19 protein-coding genes are annotated in these 16,490 nt (G+C 65.5%); 3 read left to right on the top strand and 16 right to left on the bottom strand.

Features of this window, described 5'->3' with window-relative positions:
• The first annotated feature begins 74 nt into the window (after positions 1-74).
• Together dnaJ and R2N11_RS05115 are read left to right on the top strand one after the other, a co-directional pair.
• The gene (gene dnaJ, locus R2N11_RS05110; protein ID WP_199031953.1) at positions 75-1,223 is read left to right on the top strand and encodes a molecular chaperone DnaJ; all 1,149 of its coding nucleotides are present in this window, start codon (positions 75-77) and stop codon (positions 1,221-1,223) included.
• A gap of 35 nt (positions 1,224-1,258) precedes the next feature.
• A complete protein-coding gene (locus R2N11_RS05115; protein ID WP_316680384.1) occupies positions 1,259-3,148 on the top strand; it encodes a bifunctional chorismate-binding protein/class IV aminotransferase in 1,890 nt (629 codons plus the stop codon).
• Here R2N11_RS05115 and R2N11_RS05120 read toward each other — a convergent pair.
• The 9 genes from R2N11_RS05120 to R2N11_RS05160 are packed head-to-tail and all read right to left on the bottom strand — an operon-like array spanning position 3,092 to position 10,714.
• The gene (locus tag R2N11_RS05120; protein ID WP_316680385.1) at positions 3,092-3,790 is read right to left on the bottom strand and encodes an ATP-binding cassette domain-containing protein; all 699 of its coding nucleotides are present in this window, start codon (positions 3,788-3,790) and stop codon (positions 3,092-3,094) included. The genes R2N11_RS05115 and R2N11_RS05120 overlap by 57 nt on opposite strands.
• Positions 3,787-4,494 (bottom strand): ABC transporter permease, encoded by a 708-nt coding sequence (locus tag R2N11_RS05125; RefSeq protein ID WP_316680386.1) that lies wholly within the window; start codon positions 4,492-4,494, stop codon positions 3,787-3,789. Before R2N11_RS05125 ends, R2N11_RS05120 begins: the two co-directional genes overlap by 4 nt.
• Before the next feature lie 11 nt (positions 4,495-4,505).
• Positions 4,506-5,324 (bottom strand): 3-methyl-2-oxobutanoate hydroxymethyltransferase, encoded by an 819-nt coding sequence (gene panB, locus R2N11_RS05130; protein ID WP_199031957.1) that lies wholly within the window; start codon positions 5,322-5,324, stop codon positions 4,506-4,508.
• A 56-nt stretch (positions 5,325-5,380) separates the two neighbouring features.
• Positions 5,381-6,025, bottom strand: a complete 645-nt coding sequence (locus tag R2N11_RS05135) for a deoxynucleoside kinase (RefSeq protein ID WP_199031958.1) — start codon at positions 6,023-6,025, stop codon at positions 5,381-5,383.
• 27 nt (positions 6,026-6,052) lie between these two features.
• Positions 6,053-6,568 (bottom strand): 2-amino-4-hydroxy-6-hydroxymethyldihydropteridine diphosphokinase, encoded by a 516-nt coding sequence (gene folK / locus R2N11_RS05140; RefSeq protein WP_048935021.1) that lies wholly within the window; start codon positions 6,566-6,568, stop codon positions 6,053-6,055.
• Positions 6,565-8,157, bottom strand: coding sequence for a polynucleotide adenylyltransferase PcnB (pcnB, locus tag R2N11_RS05145; protein ID WP_316680387.1), 1,593 nt, complete (start codon positions 8,155-8,157; stop codon positions 6,565-6,567). The genes folK and pcnB overlap by 4 nt, the downstream gene beginning before the upstream one ends.
• A 12-nt stretch (positions 8,158-8,169) precedes the next feature.
• On the bottom strand, positions 8,170-8,844 hold the full coding sequence (locus R2N11_RS05150) for a histidinol-phosphatase (protein ID WP_199031960.1): 675 nt from the start codon (positions 8,842-8,844) through the stop codon (positions 8,170-8,172).
• A 52-nt stretch (positions 8,845-8,896) separates the two neighbouring features.
• Complete coding sequence (hda, locus tag R2N11_RS05155) at positions 8,897-9,598, bottom strand: DnaA regulatory inactivator Hda (protein ID WP_199031961.1); 702 nt, start codon at positions 9,596-9,598, stop codon at positions 8,897-8,899.
• Positions 9,599-9,643: 45 nt separating this feature from the next.
• On the bottom strand, positions 9,644-10,714 hold the full coding sequence (locus R2N11_RS05160) for an AI-2E family transporter (protein ID WP_199031962.1): 1,071 nt from the start codon (positions 10,712-10,714) through the stop codon (positions 9,644-9,646).
• A 164-nt stretch (positions 10,715-10,878) separates the two neighbouring features.
• On the opposite strand from R2N11_RS05160, the gene purM reads away from it, so the two are divergent.
• The gene (purM, locus tag R2N11_RS05165; protein ID WP_316680388.1) at positions 10,879-11,928 is read left to right on the top strand and encodes a phosphoribosylformylglycinamidine cyclo-ligase; all 1,050 of its coding nucleotides are present in this window, start codon (positions 10,879-10,881) and stop codon (positions 11,926-11,928) included.
• 81 nt (positions 11,929-12,009) lie between these two features.
• Here the strand turns inward: purM and R2N11_RS05170 are convergent, their stop codons facing one another.
• From R2N11_RS05170 to R2N11_RS05200, 7 genes are all read right to left on the bottom strand, one after another.
• A complete protein-coding gene (locus R2N11_RS05170) occupies positions 12,010-12,447 on the bottom strand; it encodes a hypothetical protein (protein ID WP_316680389.1) in 438 nt (145 codons plus the stop codon).
• 38 nt (positions 12,448-12,485) lie between these two features.
• Positions 12,486-12,749: an Ada metal-binding domain-containing protein gene (locus tag R2N11_RS05175; protein ID WP_199031965.1), complete on the bottom strand. Its 264-nt coding sequence runs from the start codon at positions 12,747-12,749 to the stop codon at positions 12,486-12,488.
• A complete protein-coding gene (ada, locus tag R2N11_RS05180; RefSeq protein ID WP_316680390.1) occupies positions 12,746-13,825 on the bottom strand; it encodes a bifunctional DNA-binding transcriptional regulator/O6-methylguanine-DNA methyltransferase Ada in 1,080 nt (359 codons plus the stop codon). The genes R2N11_RS05175 and ada overlap by 4 nt, the downstream gene beginning before the upstream one ends.
• A 95-nt stretch (positions 13,826-13,920) precedes the next feature.
• Positions 13,921-14,559, bottom strand: a complete 639-nt coding sequence (locus R2N11_RS05185; protein ID WP_316680391.1) for a DNA-3-methyladenine glycosylase family protein — start codon at positions 14,557-14,559, stop codon at positions 13,921-13,923.
• A 16-nt stretch (positions 14,560-14,575) separates the two neighbouring features.
• Positions 14,576-15,232, bottom strand: a complete 657-nt coding sequence (gene alkB, locus R2N11_RS05190; protein ID WP_316680392.1) for a DNA oxidative demethylase AlkB — start codon at positions 15,230-15,232, stop codon at positions 14,576-14,578.
• A 10-nt stretch (positions 15,233-15,242) separates the two neighbouring features.
• Positions 15,243-15,947, bottom strand: coding sequence for a 2OG-Fe(II) oxygenase (locus R2N11_RS05195; protein WP_316680393.1), 705 nt, complete (start codon positions 15,945-15,947; stop codon positions 15,243-15,245).
• Positions 15,944-16,456, bottom strand: a complete 513-nt coding sequence (locus R2N11_RS05200) for a methylated-DNA--[protein]-cysteine S-methyltransferase (RefSeq protein ID WP_316680394.1) — start codon at positions 16,454-16,456, stop codon at positions 15,944-15,946. The genes R2N11_RS05195 and R2N11_RS05200 overlap by 4 nt, the downstream gene beginning before the upstream one ends.
• Positions 16,457-16,490: the final 34 nt, after the last annotated feature.

Genomic DNA, 16,490 nt, shown 5'->3' on the forward strand with positions numbered 1-16,490 from the left:
GAGCGCACCTGATGCCACGCTCGGCTTTTTTGCTATTCGACACGCAGTAAAAACAGGCGACGAGTTCAGCCACTATGGCAAAACGTGATTACTACGAAGTGCTCGGGGTGGGCAAAAACGCGAGCGACGACGAGATCAAGAAGGCCTATCGCAAGCTCGCGATGAAGTACCACCCGGACCGCAATCCGGACAGCAAGGAAGCGGAAGAGAAGTTCAAGGAGGCCAAAGAGGCCTACGAGATGCTCTCCGACGCTGAGAAAAAGGCCGCGTACGACCAGTACGGCCACGCCGGTGTCGACCCCAACATGGCGGGTGGATTCGGGGCGGGCGGCGCCGGCTTTGGTGGCGGCTTTGCCGAGGCCTTCGGCGACATCTTTGGCGACATCTTTGGCCAAGCACAGGGCCAGGGTGGCCGTCGCGGCGGTGGCCCGCAGATGTACCGCGGCGCAGACCTGCGCTACAGCATGGAGATCACGCTGGAGCAGGCCGCGCACGGCTACGACACGCAGATCCGCGTGCCCCACTGGGACGAGTGCGACCACTGTCACGGCAAGGGCGCCGAGCCCGGCTCCAGCGTCGAGACCTGCCCGACCTGCCATGGCGCTGGCCAGGTGCGTGTGTCGCAGGGCTTCTTCACGATGCAGCAGACCTGCCCGAAGTGCCACGGCAGCGGCAAGTACATCCCCAAGCCGTGTACCAAGTGCCACGGCCAGGGCAAGCTGAAGAGCCAGAAGACGCTGGAAGTGAAGATTCCGGCCGGCATTGACGAGGGCATGCGCATCCGCTCCTCGGGCAACGGCGAGCCGGGCATCAACGGCGGCCCGCCGGGGGACCTGTATGTGGAGATCCACATCAAGCCGCACCCGGTGTTCGAGCGCGACGGTGATGACCTGCATTGCCAGATGCCGATCTCGTTTGCAACGGCGGCCATCGGTGGCGACATCGAGGTGCCGACGCTGGGCGGCCGCGTGGCGTTTCCGGTGCCTGAAGGTACGCAGGCCGGCAAGACGTTCCGCCTGCGCGGCAAGGGCATCAAGGGCGTGCGTTCGGGCTACGCGGGCGATCTCTATGTGCACATCAACATTGAGACACCGGTCAAGCTGACGGAGCATCAGAAGGATCTGCTCAAGCAGTTCGACAAGTCCGTGCACGAAGGCGGCTCGCGGCACAGCCCGCAAGAGCAAACGTGGATGGACAAAGTGAAGAACTTCTTCTCGTCGTAAGCACAGCGTTACCGCAGTAACCGGGGGACATCGTCATGCAGTTGCCGCAAGCCGGCGCGCCGTTCGCGCTGCTGGACGATGCCACCTCGGGCGGCGTGCCGTGTTCGCGCTGGTACACCGATTACGCCGGTGAGTTCTTCCGGCCGGCCGGCGTACTCGATGGTCTGGACGACGATCTTCGTGCTGCATGGCGCGAGGGGTTGCATGCGCTGATCATTGCGCCGTACGAGTTTGGCGGGCCGTTGGTCGGCTTGCCCACTTCCATCGAGGTTTCCTCTGCATTGCCTGGCCATGACGGCCGTCTGCGCGTGCTGCTGTTCCGCTCGCTGCAGGTGCTGTCGCCGGCCGAGGTTGACGCGCTGTTCGACGCGTGGCCCGAAGTGACGGGCGCGGCCGGTCTGTTCGACTGTGCCGCCAGTGTTGATCATGCCGCCTACACCCACGCCATTGACCGCATCCACGACTGGATCGCGGCGGGCGACACCTACGAAGTCAATTACACCTACCGCCTGCGCATGACGGCGTTTGGCGCGCCGGGGGCGTTGTATCGCCGCCTGCGTGCACGCCAACCGGTGCCGTACGGCGCGTTCATTGGGCTGCCGGAGGGTGGGGCGATCCTGTCGTGCTCGCCGGAACTTTTCTTTTCGCACCATGCGGGCCAGCTCGTCGCACGGCCGATGAAGGGCACGGCACCCGCCACCGGCGACGCCGAAGTCGACGCGACCCGCGCCATCGCGTTGGCTGCTGATGAGAAGAACCGTGCAGAAAACCTGATGATCGTCGACCTGTTGCGCAACGACCTGGGGCGCCTCGCGCGCCCCGGCTCGGTGCGCGTGCCGGCGCTGTTCGAGGTGACGCCGTTCGGCAGCGTACTGCAGATGACGTCCACCGTGGAGGCGGAGATTCCGCCCGCAACCGGCCTCGCCGATTGTCTTCGCGCGCTGTTTCCGTGCGGCTCGATTACCGGTGCACCCAAACGGCGGACCATGGAAATCATCGATGCACTGGAGCCTGAGCTGCGCGGTCTTTATACCGGCGCCATTGGCTGGGTCGATGCGCCTGCCGACGATCGTGCGATGGGCGATGCGTGCTTCTCGGTGGCGATCCGCACGCTGGTGCTGAGTGCGCCCGGCAGCGATGGCCTGCGAAAAGGCGAACTCGGTATCGGCTCGGGCATCGTGCACGACAGCGTGGCCGACGAGGAATATGCGGAATGCCAGTTGAAGGCGCGCTTTGTCACGGCCCTGGATCCGGCGTTGTCGCTGTTCGAGACTATGCGCGCCACGCGCGAAGGCGTGCCGCTGTTGGATCGGCATCTCGGTCGATTGGCTCACTCGGCAAATGCATTTGATTTTCCGTTTGATCGAACCGCGCTGTCAGACGATGTTGCGCGTGTGTGCGCGTCACTGGAAGGCGAGGGCGTCTACCGCGTGCGCCTGTCGCTTGCGCCGGACGGTGCTGCCACCGTTACGGCAGCACCGCTGCCGCCTCTGCCCGCAACCTGGGATGCGCCGGCGCGCTTGCTGGTCGCTGCGCAATCGCGCGAGGTCACGCACAGCCTGCCGATGCACAAGACCACCTTGCGCGCAGGCTACGACGCCGCCTGGCAGGCGGCTGAACGCGAAGGCGCGTTCGATGCCGTGTTCTTCAACGCGGACGGCACATTGGCCGAAGGCGGGCGCAGTACCGTACTGGTCAAGCTGGATGGCGCGTGGTGGACGCCGCCGCTGTCGTCGGGTGTCTTGCCGGGCGTGATGCGTGCCGTGCTGCTGGAAGACGCAACACCTTGGTTGGGTGCGCCGTTGCGGGAGCGCGCGTTGACGCGCGCCGACGTTGCCCGTGCCGAGGCCATTGCTGTATGCAACGCCCTACGTGGCGTGGTGCCCGCGTATTTCGAGCCGCCCCTGACCGTCGACGTTCTCTAGTTTCCAGCGCGCCACGCCGGGCAGGTTGATGAGCTCGCGGTCGTGGCACACCATCAGCAGCGCGCGGCCTTCTGCGGCCAACTCGCCCACCAGCGCAATGACCTGTTCGCGTGCGGTGCCATCCAGGTTCGACGTCGGTTCATCGAGCAGCAGCACATCGGTGCGCAGTGCGCGAGCGCGGGCCAGCGCCAGGCGCTGCGTCTCGCCGCCGGACAGGCGCTCGGGCGGCACATCCACCACGTGCTGCAGCCCGGCCCAACGGATGGCTTCGTCGATGCGCCCTGCCAGTTCCGCGCGCGGCACGCGGTGCGCTCCAGTGGTTAGCCCATAGCCGAGGTTGGCCCGAACGGATGTGCGGAACAGGTACGGATGCTGGTGCACATACGTGAGCCGCGTGCGCAGATTGGTTGGGTAGGGCGACAGCGGTTGTGGTCCACGGCCCAGGTCGACCGTCGCGCCAGCAGCCGGTGCGAGCCCCGCCAGCATGCGTAGCAGCGTTGTCTTGCCGACGCCATTGGCGCCGGTAATGACAATCGCGTTGCCTGCCGAGAGTGCCAGACGCGGGATATCGAACAGCATGCGCGTGCCGTGCTGGCAGCGCAGGCGCTCGAACACCATCATCGGTTGCGAGGGCGCGCTCATGCTGGGTCCCGCCGATAATTGCCGGCGCCCTGCAGCCACGCCAGCACAAGGTTGACGAGCAGCGCCAGCGCGATCAGCACGATACCCAACGCAATGCCTTGCGCGAACTCACCCTTGCTGGTTTCCAGCGCAATCGCCGTGGTCATGGTGCGCGTGACACCCTCGATATTGCCGCCCACCATCAGTGCGGAGCCGACCTCTGCGATGACCCGACCGAAGCCTGCTACCACAGCCGCCATCAGGCCGAAGCGGAGTTCACGAAACACCGTCAGCAGCAGGTGCACGCGTCCTGCGCCGAGCACACGCGCTGTCTCCGCCAGGCGTGGATCAGCGCGTTCAAGCGTTGTCAGCGCAAACGCGACAATGACCGGCAGCCCCAGCACCGCTTGACCGAGGATCATCCCGCCCTGCGTGAACAGCAACCCGAAACCCCCGAGCGGCCCTTGGCGCGAGAGCAGCAGATACAGCAGCAGACCGATCAGCACGGTCGGAAACGACAGCGAGGCCTGCGCCAGCACCACCAGTGCGCGACGCCCGGCAAAGCGGTGCATGGCGATGGCGTAAGCGATGAGAAGACCGGGCGGAGCCGCCAGTAACAGCCCGGCAATCGCCACCTTCAACGATACCCAGACGATCGTCCACAACGCTGCATCGCCGCTGGCGAGCAGGGCGAACGCGTCGACGGTAGCCGACCAGATTTCCATCCGCGGGTCGCTTAGGCGAACGTGTGTTCCGGGCCGGGGAACGTGCCATCCTTGACGGCGGCCACGTAGGCCGCGACCGCGCCGTCGATGGTGGTCTGCCCGTCCATGAAGTTGCGCACGAATTTGGGGCGGTGGCCGGGGAACACGCCCAGCATGTCGTGCATGACGAGCACCTGGCCCGAGCACTCCAGCCCCGCGCCGATACCGATGGTCGGGACATTCAGCAGGCGAGTCACCTCGCCGGCCAGCGCGGCGGGCACGGCTTCCATGAGGACAATCTGCGCGCCCGCATCCTGTGCGGCCAGCGCATCGGCCTTGAGCTGTGCCGCAGCCTCGTCGCCGCGGCCCTGCACCTTGAAGCCGCCAAAGGCATGCACCGATTGCGGCGTCAGGCCGATGTGCGCGCATACCGGAATGCTGCGCTCGATCAGGAACTTGATGGTGGGTGCGAGCCACACGCCGCCCTCGAGCTTGACCATTTGCGCACCGGCCTGCATCACACGCACGGCGCTGTGGAAGGCTTGTTCGGGCGTGCCGTAGGTGCCGAAGGGCAGGTCCGACATCAGCAGTGCCTTGTCGATGCCGCGCGACACGCATTCGGTGTGATAGACGATGTGGTCCAGCGTGACCGGCAGCGTGGTCTTTTGACCTTGCACCACGTTGCCGAGCGAATCACCGACGAGCAGTACATCGGCGCCGTTGCGGTCCATCAGGGCGGCGAAGCTGGCGTCGTAGGCCGTCAGCATGGCGATGCGTTCGCCCGCGGCGCGCATGGCCTGCAGTGAAGTCACCGTGACGGCCTTGCGGTTCGATTCCTGGAGATAGCTCATGGACTGGTGCTCAATGGGACATCGCGCGAGCCCGCGCAGACCATGCGGCGCGTCGGCTAGCGCGTTGCCAGCTTGATGAATTCCTTGGGACCGCGCATCGCGTCGATGCGGGCAAGCAAGGTGCGGAAATCGTCGTCGTTGCCTGCGGGGTCGAAGGCAGCGGTATCGACGATCAGCGTCGGTGCGGCATCGTAATACAGAAACAGCTCGCCGTACGCGGCGCAGATGCGTTCAAGGTAGTCGGCATCGATGCCCGTTTCGTAAGGAACGGCACGCTTGGCAATACGCGGCAGCAGGTCTTCGGCACGGGCCTGCAGGCAGATCACCAGATCGATGCGTTGCTGGGGCAGCGCCAGCGCTTTCGCCATCGCGTCGTACAGCGCGAGTTCGTCAGCCGGCAGCGTGAGCTGAGCGAAGAGGCGGTCGCGTGGCAGAAAGCTGTCTGCCACGATGCGCTCGCCGGCGAGTGTGGCCTTGTGCCATGCGGCGAGCCGCTCGGCGCGTTGCAGCAGGAAGCGCAGCTGCACCGGCAGCGCATAGCGAGCGGGTTCAGCGTAGAAGCGGGCGAGGAAGGGGTTTTCAGCCGGCGCCTCGAACAGCGTGGCCGCACGCAGGTGATCGGCCAGGCGCTGAGCCAGCGTGGTTTTGCCCACGCCAATGGGCCCTTCAACAACGATACGGCGCAGATGATCAAGTGCCATCAACAGGCGGTAATACGAAATGCAGAGTTAGGCGGCAGGCTGCTTGGCGCGCATGCATTGGCACATCGTAGTTTTCTCGATGCGCTGGTCGGCCACGCCAGGCAGCAGGTCGGCCACGGCGCCGATGCCCGGGATGACGAGATCAGGCGCCAGTTCATGCAGCGGCAGCAGTGTGAAGGCGCGCTGGCCCACACGCGGGTGCGGTACGGTCAGCTCGGGCGAGGTGAGGACGTGGTCACCGTAGAGCAGCAGGTCCAGGTCCAGCGTGCGCGGTGCGTTGCGGAACGGGCGCTCGCGGCCGAACTGGTCTTCGATGTGGTGACAGATGCGGAGCAGTTGGCCCGCCGTGAAATGCGTATCGAGGCGCACCACCGCGTTGATGTAATCGTCGCCGCTGGCATCGACGGGCGCGCTGCGGTACAGGCTGGATTTGCCGGTAATGGTGATGCCGACCTGCTGCGCAAGGCAGACCACGGCGTCTTTCACAGCCTGGCGAGCGTCGCCCAGGTTGGCGCCGATGCCGATGTACGCCACTGTCTTCACGTTCCCTCCGAGCCTTCCGGACTGACGTGACCGACTGTATCTGATTTTGGCGGACCGCGTCGGCGGCGACGGCGCTTGGCCGGGCCCGTGGAGCCGCCGTTTGTCGCGCCCGCGTTGCCCGCTCCCGCTTTGCTCGGCGCCTGCTTGGCCTGGGCCAACAGGGCTTCGCGGGTCTCGCTGTCGCCATTCTGGAAGTCGGTCCACCAATCGGCGAGTTCCTGCGGCAGTTCGCCCGAGGCGCAGCGCAGGACGAGGAAGTCATACCCAGCGCGGAAGCGCGGCGATTCCAGCAAGCGATACGGCATCCGGCCCGAGCGCTTTTCAAAGCGCGGCTGCATGCTCCAGATTTCTTTCATGTCGGCCGTGAAGCGGCGCTGGATGGCGAGTTGCTCGGTCTGGCGGTCGAGCACTTCGTCCATGGCGGTGTGCAGCGCGGGGATCACCGGCTCACCGGCGGCGCGACGGCGGTTCCAGTGCTCGACCACGTGGTGCCACAGCAGCGAGGCAAACAGGAAGCCCGGCGAGACTGGCTTGCCGGCCTTCACGCGTTCATCTGTGTTGTCGAGCGCGAGCTGCACGAAGCGCTGGCCCATCGGTTGCTCCAGTGCCACGTCCAGCAGCGGCAGCAGGCCGCGGTGCAGGCCCGCCTTGCGCAGCTCCTGCAGCGATGCCCAGGCATGGCCTGACATCAGCAGCTTGAGCATCTCGTCGAACAGGCGGGCGGCCGGCACGTTGTGGATCAGCGGGCCAAGCTCGGCGATCGGCGCGCGCGTGTCGGGGTCGATGTCGAAGCCGGTCTTGGCCGCAAAGCGCACCACGCGCAGCATGCGCACGGGGTCTTCGCGGTAACGGGTGAGCGGGTCGCCGATCATGCGCAGCGTGCGTTCGCGCATGTCTTCCATGCCGTGATGGTAGTCATGCACGGTTTCGTCGGCGGGGTTGTAGTACATCGCGTTGACGGTGAAGTCGCGGCGGGTGGCGTCTTCGGCCTGGGTGCCCCAGACGTTGTCACGCAGTACGCGGCCGCTGGCATCGACGGCGTGCGTGTGGTGGTCCAGATCGGTGCGCTTGACGCGCTTGCCGGCGGGCACCTGCTCACTTTCCACGGCGTCAACCAGCGCGCGGAAGGTTGAGACTTCAATGATTTCCTGATCGCGCCCGCCGTAGAACGTTACGTGCACGATCTGGAAGCGCCGGCCGATGATGCGCGAGCGGCGGAACAGCGCCTGTACCTGGTCGGGCGTGGCGTTGGTCGCAACGTCAAAATCCTTCGGCTTGATGCCCAGCAGCAGGTCGCGCACCGCGCCGCCCACGATGAAGGCGTCATAGCCCGCTTCCTGCAGCGTGGAGGTGACCTTGACCGCGTTGCGCGAGAGCAGCTTCAGGTCGATGCCGTGCTCTTCCACGTTCCACACGCGTGCCTGGCGCGGTACACCACCAGTGGATTTACCGCGCGCCTTGGTCGCTTTGGGCGCCCTGGGGGCGCGGGCTTTCCTGGCGGGAGGCGTTCCTGGCTCGGTGGCCGGGTTGCTCGATGCGGGTTCTGCAGCGGTCTTGCCCAGCAGGCGATTGATGAGTTTCTTGATCACGCCGCGCTCAGCTTAGAAAAGATCCATGATGCGCCAATTGCGCGAAGCTGCGAGGTTGCGCAGCGTGTCGTCCGGATTGGTGGCGACGGGGTCTGTCACTTCTTCCAGCAGCGGCACGTCGTTGGCCGAATCGCTGTAGAACGTGCTGTGCTCGAAATCTTTCCAGCCGCGGCCCATGTCGGCCAGCCAGTCATGCACGCGTACGACCTTGCCTTCACGGAAGCTCGGCGTGCCGGCCACGTCGCCGGTGAAGGCGCTGTCAGGAGCGCCGTCGGTGGTGGCGGGTTCGGTGGCGATCAGGTGTTCGATACCGAACGCCTGGGCGATCGGGCGGGTGACGAAGCTGTTGGTGGCGGTGACCACACAGCAGAGGTCACCGGCATCCAGATGCTTGTAGACCAGCGCCTGCGCCTGCGGGGTGATCTTCGGGCGGATCACGTCGTGCATGAATTCCGCATGCCACTGAGCCAGCGTGTCGCGCGAATGCGCGGCCAGCGGTGCCAGGGCAAAGCGCAGGAAGGCTTGGATATCCAGCGTGCCGGCTTTGTAGTCGGCATAGAACTGGTCGTTCTTGCGCTGGTATTCGGCTTCATCCACCACGCCGCGGCGGATGAGGAAACGCCCCCACTCGTGGTCGCTGTCGGTGGGGATGAGGGTGTGATCGAGGTCAAAGAGGGCCAGATTCATGGGCGGCGATTTTACCCGAAGGTTACGTTACCAGCCGCGCAGGCCCCACGATTCACTTCATTAACGCGAGCATGTCGCGCACAAGCGGCAGGGTGACGGCGCGCTTGCGGGCGAGCGAATAGGTGTCGAGGGCGTCCAGCAGGGCCATCAGGCTCGGCATGTCGCGGTAGGAGTGCGTCACAAGCCACTGTGGAACGTCGGCGGACAGCTGCATGCCACGCTCTCGAGCAGCGTGGCGCAGGGCTTCAACCTTGTCGGCATCGGACAACGGGCGCAGCCAGTAGACCAGGCCCCAACCCAGGCGAGTGCGCAAGTCTTCACGCAACGGCATCGACATGGGAGCAGCTGCCCCGGCGATGGCGATGGCGGCATGGGGGTGCGCGCGCACTTCATTGACGAGATTGAACACGGCAATCTGCGCCCATTCGTCCAGGTGCTCGGCGTCGTCGATAGTCCAGACAGTGACGTCCGGGTCAAAGTCATAGGCTTCGGCCGGCGCGTCCGGCTCAAGCGTGCGGACTTCGTAGCCGCCGGCCTCGGCCTGGGCACAGATGGCCTGCAACAGGTGGCTGCGGCCGCTGCCTTCTTCACCCCACAGGTAGACGAGGCGGTCGGTGGCGGTGCCGTCCACCACCTGCGGAACCAGGGCACGCAGGCGCAGCAACGCCTCTTCGTTGCCAGCGGCGACGAAGTTGTCGAAGGTCGGAGCGGGGGGCGCGCCGAGTTCGAGCGGTAGCTGTTCTGGTTGGGCCATGAGGCGTGAAACAAGCGGTAAGGCAGTGGGTGAGTCGCAGTTGGCTTATTCGCGGTAGAGCCTGCTGTCCAGGTAGAGCAGCCGGATCTGCCGCAAACCGACCAGTAGCACAGCACTGATCGGCAGGGCCAGCAGGATACCGAAAAATCCGAACAATTGGCCAAAAGCCAGCAAGGCGAGGATGACGGCCAGCGGGTGCAGGCCAATGCGCTCGCCGACCAGGCGCGGCGTCAGATAGAAGCCTTCGAGCACCTGACCGATGCCGTAAACCACAGCCACTGCCAGCAAACCGTACAGGTTGCCGAACTGCAACAGCGCAGCAAGGACGGCCAACGTCAGGCCAATGCCAAAGCCGATGTAGGGGATGAACACCGCCAGGCCCGTGAAGATGCCGACCGGCAGCGCCACGTCAAAGCCGGCCAGCGCCAGGCTCGACGAGTAGTACACCGCCAGCACCAGCATTACGATGATCTGCCCGCGCAGGTATTGAGAGAGCAGGCCGTCGGTCTCGCTGGCCAGTTCGCGTGTTTTGGCGAGCCACCGGCGCGGTACGGCCGTTTCGATCCGGCGCATCAGCATGTTCCAGTCCATCAGCAGGTAGAACATCACGATCGGCACGAGGAAGGCCGTTGCCAGCACTTGCAGCGCTGCCGAGCCCGACACGCGCAGGGTGTTCAGCGCCGTGGACATCACGTCTTCCGGGCCGGAGGCGAGCTGCTCGGTCAACAGCTTGCGCAGGCCGGGAAAGTCGAGGCGCACCTGCACGCCCATCTCGGCCAGCTTGGGCGAGACCGCCGCATTGAGCTTGGCCAGCATGCCGGGCAACTGCTCGCGGATGGCGGGAATCTCCTTTTGCAGCACGGCCAGCACCAGCAGCGTGAGCGCCACGCCAATCACCGTCAGCAACAGGATCATCAGGAATACGCCCAGCGCCCGCGGCACCCGGTGGCGCTGCAGCCATTCCACGCCCGGGTGCAGGATGTACGACAGGATGAACGCGAACAGGAACGGCGTGAGCGTCGGTGCCAGCAGCTTGAGCAGCGCAAAAAAGACGATCGCCACAGCAATCCAGGCGAGCGTGCGCTTGGTCTCCTGCGACAGCAACGGGGCGTTCATGGGCGGCGACGGTTCTTGAAGTGGGTGGGCGGAGCCGAAAAGCGGCCATCGGGAGGGCCGCATCCGGTAAAATCGCGATTTTACTGGACCGGCGGGTCCGATTTTTGTGACTTCCCGCCGCCGTCTTGCCTTCCTTACCGGTTTTTTCCTATTCAGACGTCAGTATGAGCGCTTCCGAAACCCCATCCGCAGGCCTGTCTTACCGTGACGCAGGCGTCGACATTGAGGCGGGTGACGCCCTGGTGGACCGCATCAAGCCGTTTGCCAAGCGCACCATGCGCGAAGGCGTGCTGGGCGGCATCGGCGGCTTCGGCGCGCTGTTCGAGCTGTCCAAGAAGTACCAGGAGCCGGTGCTGGTGTCCGGCACCGATGGCGTGGGCACCAAGCTCAAGCTGGCCTTTGCACTGAACCGTCACGACACGGTCGGCCAGGATCTGGTTGCCATGAGCGTGAACGACATCCTGGTGCAGGGCGCCGAGCCGCTGTTCTTCCTCGACTACTTCGCCTGCGGCAAGCTCGACGTCGACACCGCCGCCACCGTGGTCAAGGGCATCGCCCAGGGCTGCGAACTGGCTGGCTGCGCGCTGATTGGCGGCGAAACCGCCGAAATGCCGAGCATGTATCCGGACGGCGAATACGACCTGGCCGGCTTTGCCGTTGGCGCGGTCGAAAAGCGCAAGATCATCGACGGCACCACCATTGCCGAGGGCGATGTGGTGCTGGGCCTGGCCTCGTCGGGTGCACATTCGAACGGCTACTCGCTGGTGCGCAAGATCATTGAAGTGTCGCGCCCGGACCTGAACGCCGACTTCCACGGCCAGCGCCTGCAGGACGCCATCATGGCGCCGACGCGCATCTACGTGAAGCCGCTGCTGTCGCTGATCGAAAAGCTGAACGTCAAGGGCATGGCGCACATCACCGGCGGCGGTTTGACCGAAAATGTGCCGCGCGTGCTGCAAGACAACCTCACCGCTGTGCTGCACAAGGATGCCTGGACGCTGCCGCCGCTGTTCCAGTGGCTGCAGAAGGCCGGCAACGTGGCCGACGACGAGATGCACCGCGTGTTCAACTGCGGCATCGGCATGGTCGTGATCGTGTCGGCAGCCGATGCCCCGGCGGCCATCGCGCACCTGAAGGACGCGGGCGAGACGGTCTACCAGATTGGTGAAATCCGTGCCCGCCAGGCTGGCGAAGCGCAGACGATTGTGGTCTGATGGTCTGACGCGAAGTTCGCGCCCAACAAAAAACCGCCGATAACCTCGGCGGTTTTTTTATGCGTGGCGCTGGCGAGCGGCTTACTTCAGCGGCACGTAATCGCCGTTTGCCGGGTCGTCTTTCTGCAGCGCGCCGGTGTTCTTGTCGATCAGCAGCGTGACCACGTGCGGCGCGGTGTTCGGATCGCCGCCGCAAGCCGGCGTGTGGTTTTCCAGCACTTCGACGTTGTAGTGCGTGTCGTCTTCCAGCCCGGCCATGAACGACAGGCATTCGGGCGAGAGGCTTGTCAGCTTGTACTTCTCGATGGCGGCGCGGGCGATGTCTGCGGCCTTGGCTTGCTCGGCTTCACTGAGCTCGGGGGTACTGGCGGCGGACGCTGCAGGTGCGCTCGCGGGTGCTGCGACGGGAGCAGAGGCCGGGGCGGGTGCCTGCGCCGCGGACTTCTGTGCGTCGTCGGAACGGCCGCAGCCCGCCAGCGCAACGGCGGCGAGCACGGCAAGAAACAGGGGTTTGATCATGGCGCGCGGGGCGTGGGTTCGAAGATAAGACCGCGACTTTACCCGGAATGCATTGATCTTTTCCACGCTGCGTATGCCTGTGGCATGCAGACCGCGCAGGGGCGATATCCGGCAGCACGCGCGTCGGCTTCGTTCAGGAAGAACACACGATGCCGGACATAGCCGCCCCGCGCGATAGCCTGGCGGGCCGCACGGCAATCGAGCCGGCCGTAGATGCGCGCGCGCCGATGCCCGCCTAGCGTACCGGGCACGGTGCTCTCATAGGGCTGGCCGCCTGCGCCCAGCAGCGTCCAGGTGTTCACGCCACGGGCAGGGCTTCGGCATGCGCTTCGCGCTCCAGCAGCGCACGCTTGCGCTCCACGCCCCAGCGATAGCCGGAAGTATTGCCGTCTCGGCGGATCACGCGATGGCACGGAATGGCCACGGCGATATGGTTGGCCGCGCATGCCTGCGCCACCGCGCGCACCGCTTTGGGCGAGCCGATGCGCTCGGCAATCTCCGTGTAGCTGGTCGTGCTGCCGGGCGGTACTTCGCGCAACGCCTGCCACACGCGCTCCTGAAAGGCTGTGCCGCGCACATCCAAGGGCAGATCCAGACCAAGCGAGGGCACTTCGATCAGGCCTACCACCTTGGCGACCAAATCCTCAAAGCCGGCGTCGCCGCCAATCAACTCGGCTTTCGGAAATGTGTCCTGCAGATCGCGCACGAGAGCGTCCGGGTCGTCGCCCATCAGGATCGCGCAGATGCCGCGGTCGCTCTGTGCGACCAGGATTGAGCCGAGCGAGCATTCGCCCACGGCAAAACGGATCGTCGTCTGTGGTCCGCCCGCGCGGTAACGGCTGGCGGTCATGCCGAGCACGTGGTCGGAGGCCTCGTAGAAGCGGCTGCTGGCGTTGAAGCCGGCGTCATAGATGGCTTCGGTGACGGAGCTGCCACGCCCGAGCTGCGCGCGCAGCTTGCGTGCCCGGTGGGCATCGGCATAGGCCTTGGGTGTCAGGCCGGTCACGCTCTTGAACAGCCGATGGAAGTGATACGTGCTCAGCCCTGCGTCCTGGGCGAGCACGTCGAGCGAGGGCGGTGTGTCCGATGCTTCGATGCGGCGGCAGGCGGCCGCGACCAATGCGCTCTGCTGCGCGCGTGCGGTAGTCTGGTCAGGGCTGGCGCGGCGGCTCGGGCGGTAGCCGGCGGCCTCGGCGTCAGCGGCGGTGTCGAAAAACTCTACGTTCTCCGGGCGCGGCAGGCGCGATGGACTGCTGGGCTGGCAGTACACACCGGTCGTCTTCACGGCATAGACGAACTGGCCGTCGGCGGAGGCATCGCGCGCGAGCACACGGGCCCAGCGCGGGTCGTCTTCGACGGAGAGCGGCAGGTTGGTCATGGCGTCAGGTTCCAGAAATCAATGCTTGTACTGTAGGCGCGTGCCCCGGCAGGAACACTCCGCGTCTTGCGGTCAAATTCGGCGCCGCGAGTGGGTCACTTTGTTGGCGTCCGCCAGAGGTACCACGCGGCAATTGTGCGGTAGGGGCTCCACGCACCGCCGATGTCTGCCATCTGTTTGCGGGTGGGGGCGGTTTCAAGGCGCTTGAGGCGCCGGTAGCCTTCGCGCACGCCGAAGTCGTCGGCGGGCAGGATGTCGGAGCGTTCCAACGTATAGATCAGCAGCATCTCGACCGTCCAGCGGCCGACACCGCGCAGGGTGACAAGCCGCTCGATGAGCGCGTCGTCCGACATGGCGAGTGCCGTATCGCGCGTGGGTACTACACCGTCGAGTGTGGCTTGTGCAATGCCGCGAATCGTCGCCAGTTTGGTGGCCGAAAAACCGCAGCTGCGCTGTGTTGCCGCATCGGTGGCCAGCAGTTGCGTCGGGGAGGGAAAGCCCACGCCAGGGTAGAGCGCCAGGAATCGGCCAAGGATGGCGTCGCCCGCCTTGGCGTGCAGTTGCTGATAGGCGATGGCACGCACGAGTGCCTCGTAAGGTTCGCGTGCAGGTTTGGCTGCGTGGCGACACGGGCCAATTGCAGCGACATGGCGCGCCCAGTCGTCGTCCAGCGACGAAAGGAAATCTGCAGCACGCGTGTAAGCATCGTCAGACAGATCGGCGGCGATGGTCATGTGGTGGCCAATGCGGTCAGCCCGCTTTGCGGAAGGTGAGGTTGATGCGTTGCGTGCCCAGCAGCGGATGCGCATGCTCCTTGAGCGGGGCCACGCCGTGATAGCGCAGGCGGTCCGACCCGCCCCACACAACGACGTCACCATGAAAGAGCGGTACGCGCTGCGTCTTGTCTGCGCGCTTGTGGCCGCCCCACAGGAACATCGCCGGCATGCCGAGCGACACCGAGACGATGGGCGCGCCGTAGTCCTGCTCATCGCGATCCTGATGGAGTGACAGCCGTGAGCCGGGCACGTAGCGGTTGATGAGACAGGCGTCAGGCGTGAAGCTGGGGAAGCCCGCTTCAGCGGCAGCACGGTGTGCGAGGCGCACCAACACATCGGGCAAGGGTGGCCATGGCTGGCTGGTCAACGGATCGTGCGTGGTGTAGCGATAGCCGCGGCGGTCTGATGTCCACCCCAGCGAGCCGCTGTTGGTGAGCGCCACTGACATTTCCAAACCGCCCGGCGTGACCATGTGGCGAAACGCTGCCCGCTCAACGATGGCCTCCACCGCGCAGAGCAACGCCGGCGCGTCAGCCAGGGCAAAGCCGCGCAGTACGAACGACGCTGGCCCGAGCACAATGCGAGCGTCGTCAGCGTGTTCTTGGTCGGCAAAGAGATCGCCGGTTGTCATGCGTACTGCCTCATAGAGCATCGTGGAAGATGATGCCTACAGTATGCCGCTGCCCGGTGTGCAGGCGGCTCACGCCGTGGCGCATGTTGACGCGATACACGCCGCGCGTGCCCTGTACGGGCCGGTGGTGCACGGCAAAGATCACGGCATCGCCTTTGCGCAGCGGTACGACCTCAGGACGCGACTGCATGCGCGGGCGCTGCTCGGTCATGACGAATTCGCCGCCCGTGAAATCGACACCAGGCTCGGATAACAGGATTGCCACTTGCAACGGGAAGACGTGTTCGCCGTAGAGGTCTTGGTGCAGGCAGTTGTAGTCGCCGGGGCCGTATTGCAGGATCAGCGGTGTTGGGCGCAACTGGCCGGCCTCGTGGCAACGGCGCAGGAAATCGGCATGCGCAGCGGGGTAACGCACGTCGATCCCCATTGCCTGATTCCAGCGATTGGCGATGGGCGCGAGTTGCGGATACAGCGTGGTGCGCAATTGCGCGATGAGGTCGGGCAGCGGATAGGCGAAGTACTTGTACTCGCCGCGACCGAAGCCGTGGCGTGCCATGACCACGCGTGAGCGATAGAGCGTGTCGCGCGGGTAGAGGGCGGTGAGCGCATCGCATTCGTCGTGCGTCAGCAGGCCGGGCAGTACGGCGCTGCCGACGTCGTTGAGCGCGTCTTCTGTGGCGTACCAATCCATGGTGTCGACGTGTGTGCGGGTCATGCGTGGTGCTCCATGTCGAGCAATGCGCGCTTGCGTGCGACACCCCAGCGATAGCCAGCCAGGCCGCCGTCAGTGCGCACGACGCGATGGCATGGAATGGCGATGGCCAGCACGTTGGCCGCGCATGCACTGGCAACGGCGCGCACCGCGTTGGGCTGGCCGATGCGCTGGGCGACTTCAGTGTAGGTCGTGGTGCTGCCCGCAGGGATGTCGCGCAGTGCTTGCCAGACCCGGCGTTGGAACGGTGTGCCGCCAATATCGAGGGTGCCGTCAAAGTTGCTGGACGGCGCATCGGCCAATGCAATGGCCCGCGCCAATTGTGTGGCGAGTGCGGCATCGTCGCGCGTCAGTACGGCATCAGGAAACGCCGCGGCGAGTTCCTCGCGTAGTGCGTCAGCCTGGTCGCCGAGCAGCAAGGCGCAAATGCCACGGCCACTGGCGGCGGCCACCAGCACTTGGCTGAGCGCGCTCGTGCCGATGGCGTAGCGCAGCGTGGTGGGGGTGTTCATGGTTCGCTCCATCAACGTGGTGATTGATGTAGCG

It is taken from the genome of Ralstonia flaminis, assembly GCF_958415495.1.
GTDB lineage: Bacteria > Pseudomonadota > Gammaproteobacteria > Burkholderiales > Burkholderiaceae > Ralstonia > Ralstonia flaminis.

Bases quoted from the DNA above. Each gene is read 5' to 3' on its own strand.
- dnaJ (WP_199031953.1), top strand. From the start codon at position 75: ATGGCAAAACGTGATTACTACGAAGTGCTCGGGGTGGGCAAAAACGCG.
- R2N11_RS05200 (WP_316680394.1), bottom strand. From the start codon at position 16,456: ATGAACACCCCCACCACGCTGCGCTACGCCATCGGCACGAGCGCGCTC.
- R2N11_RS05150 (WP_199031960.1), bottom strand. From the start codon at position 8,844: ATGAATCTGGCCCTCTTTGACCTCGATCACACCCTCATCCCCACCGAC.
- R2N11_RS05135 (WP_199031958.1), bottom strand. From the start codon at position 6,025: ATGGCACTTGATCATCTGCGCCGTATCGTTGTTGAAGGGCCCATTGGC.
- hda (WP_199031961.1), bottom strand. From the start codon at position 9,598: ATGGCCCAACCAGAACAGCTACCGCTCGAACTCGGCGCGCCCCCCGCT.
- R2N11_RS05185 (WP_316680391.1), bottom strand. From the start codon at position 14,559: ATGACCATCGCCGCCGATCTGTCTGACGATGCTTACACGCGTGCTGCA.
- purM (WP_316680388.1), top strand. From the start codon at position 10,879: ATGAGCGCTTCCGAAACCCCATCCGCAGGCCTGTCTTACCGTGACGCA.
- alkB (WP_316680392.1), bottom strand. From the start codon at position 15,232: ATGACAACCGGCGATCTCTTTGCCGACCAAGAACACGCTGACGACGCT.
- ada (WP_316680390.1), bottom strand. From the start codon at position 13,825: ATGACCAACCTGCCGCTCTCCGTCGAAGACGACCCGCGCTGGGCCCGT.
- R2N11_RS05160 (WP_199031962.1), bottom strand. From the start codon at position 10,714: ATGAACGCCCCGTTGCTGTCGCAGGAGACCAAGCGCACGCTCGCCTGG.
- R2N11_RS05195 (WP_316680393.1), bottom strand. From the start codon at position 15,947: ATGACCCGCACACACGTCGACACCATGGATTGGTACGCCACAGAAGAC.
- R2N11_RS05125 (WP_316680386.1), bottom strand. From the start codon at position 4,494: ATGGAAATCTGGTCGGCTACCGTCGACGCGTTCGCCCTGCTCGCCAGC.
- R2N11_RS05170 (WP_316680389.1), bottom strand. From the start codon at position 12,447: ATGATCAAACCCCTGTTTCTTGCCGTGCTCGCCGCCGTTGCGCTGGCG.
- panB (WP_199031957.1), bottom strand. From the start codon at position 5,324: ATGAGCTATCTCCAGGAATCGAACCGCAAGGCCGTCACGGTGACTTCA.
- R2N11_RS05115 (WP_316680384.1), top strand. From the start codon at position 1,259: ATGCAGTTGCCGCAAGCCGGCGCGCCGTTCGCGCTGCTGGACGATGCC.
- R2N11_RS05120 (WP_316680385.1), bottom strand. From the start codon at position 3,790: ATGAGCGCGCCCTCGCAACCGATGATGGTGTTCGAGCGCCTGCGCTGC.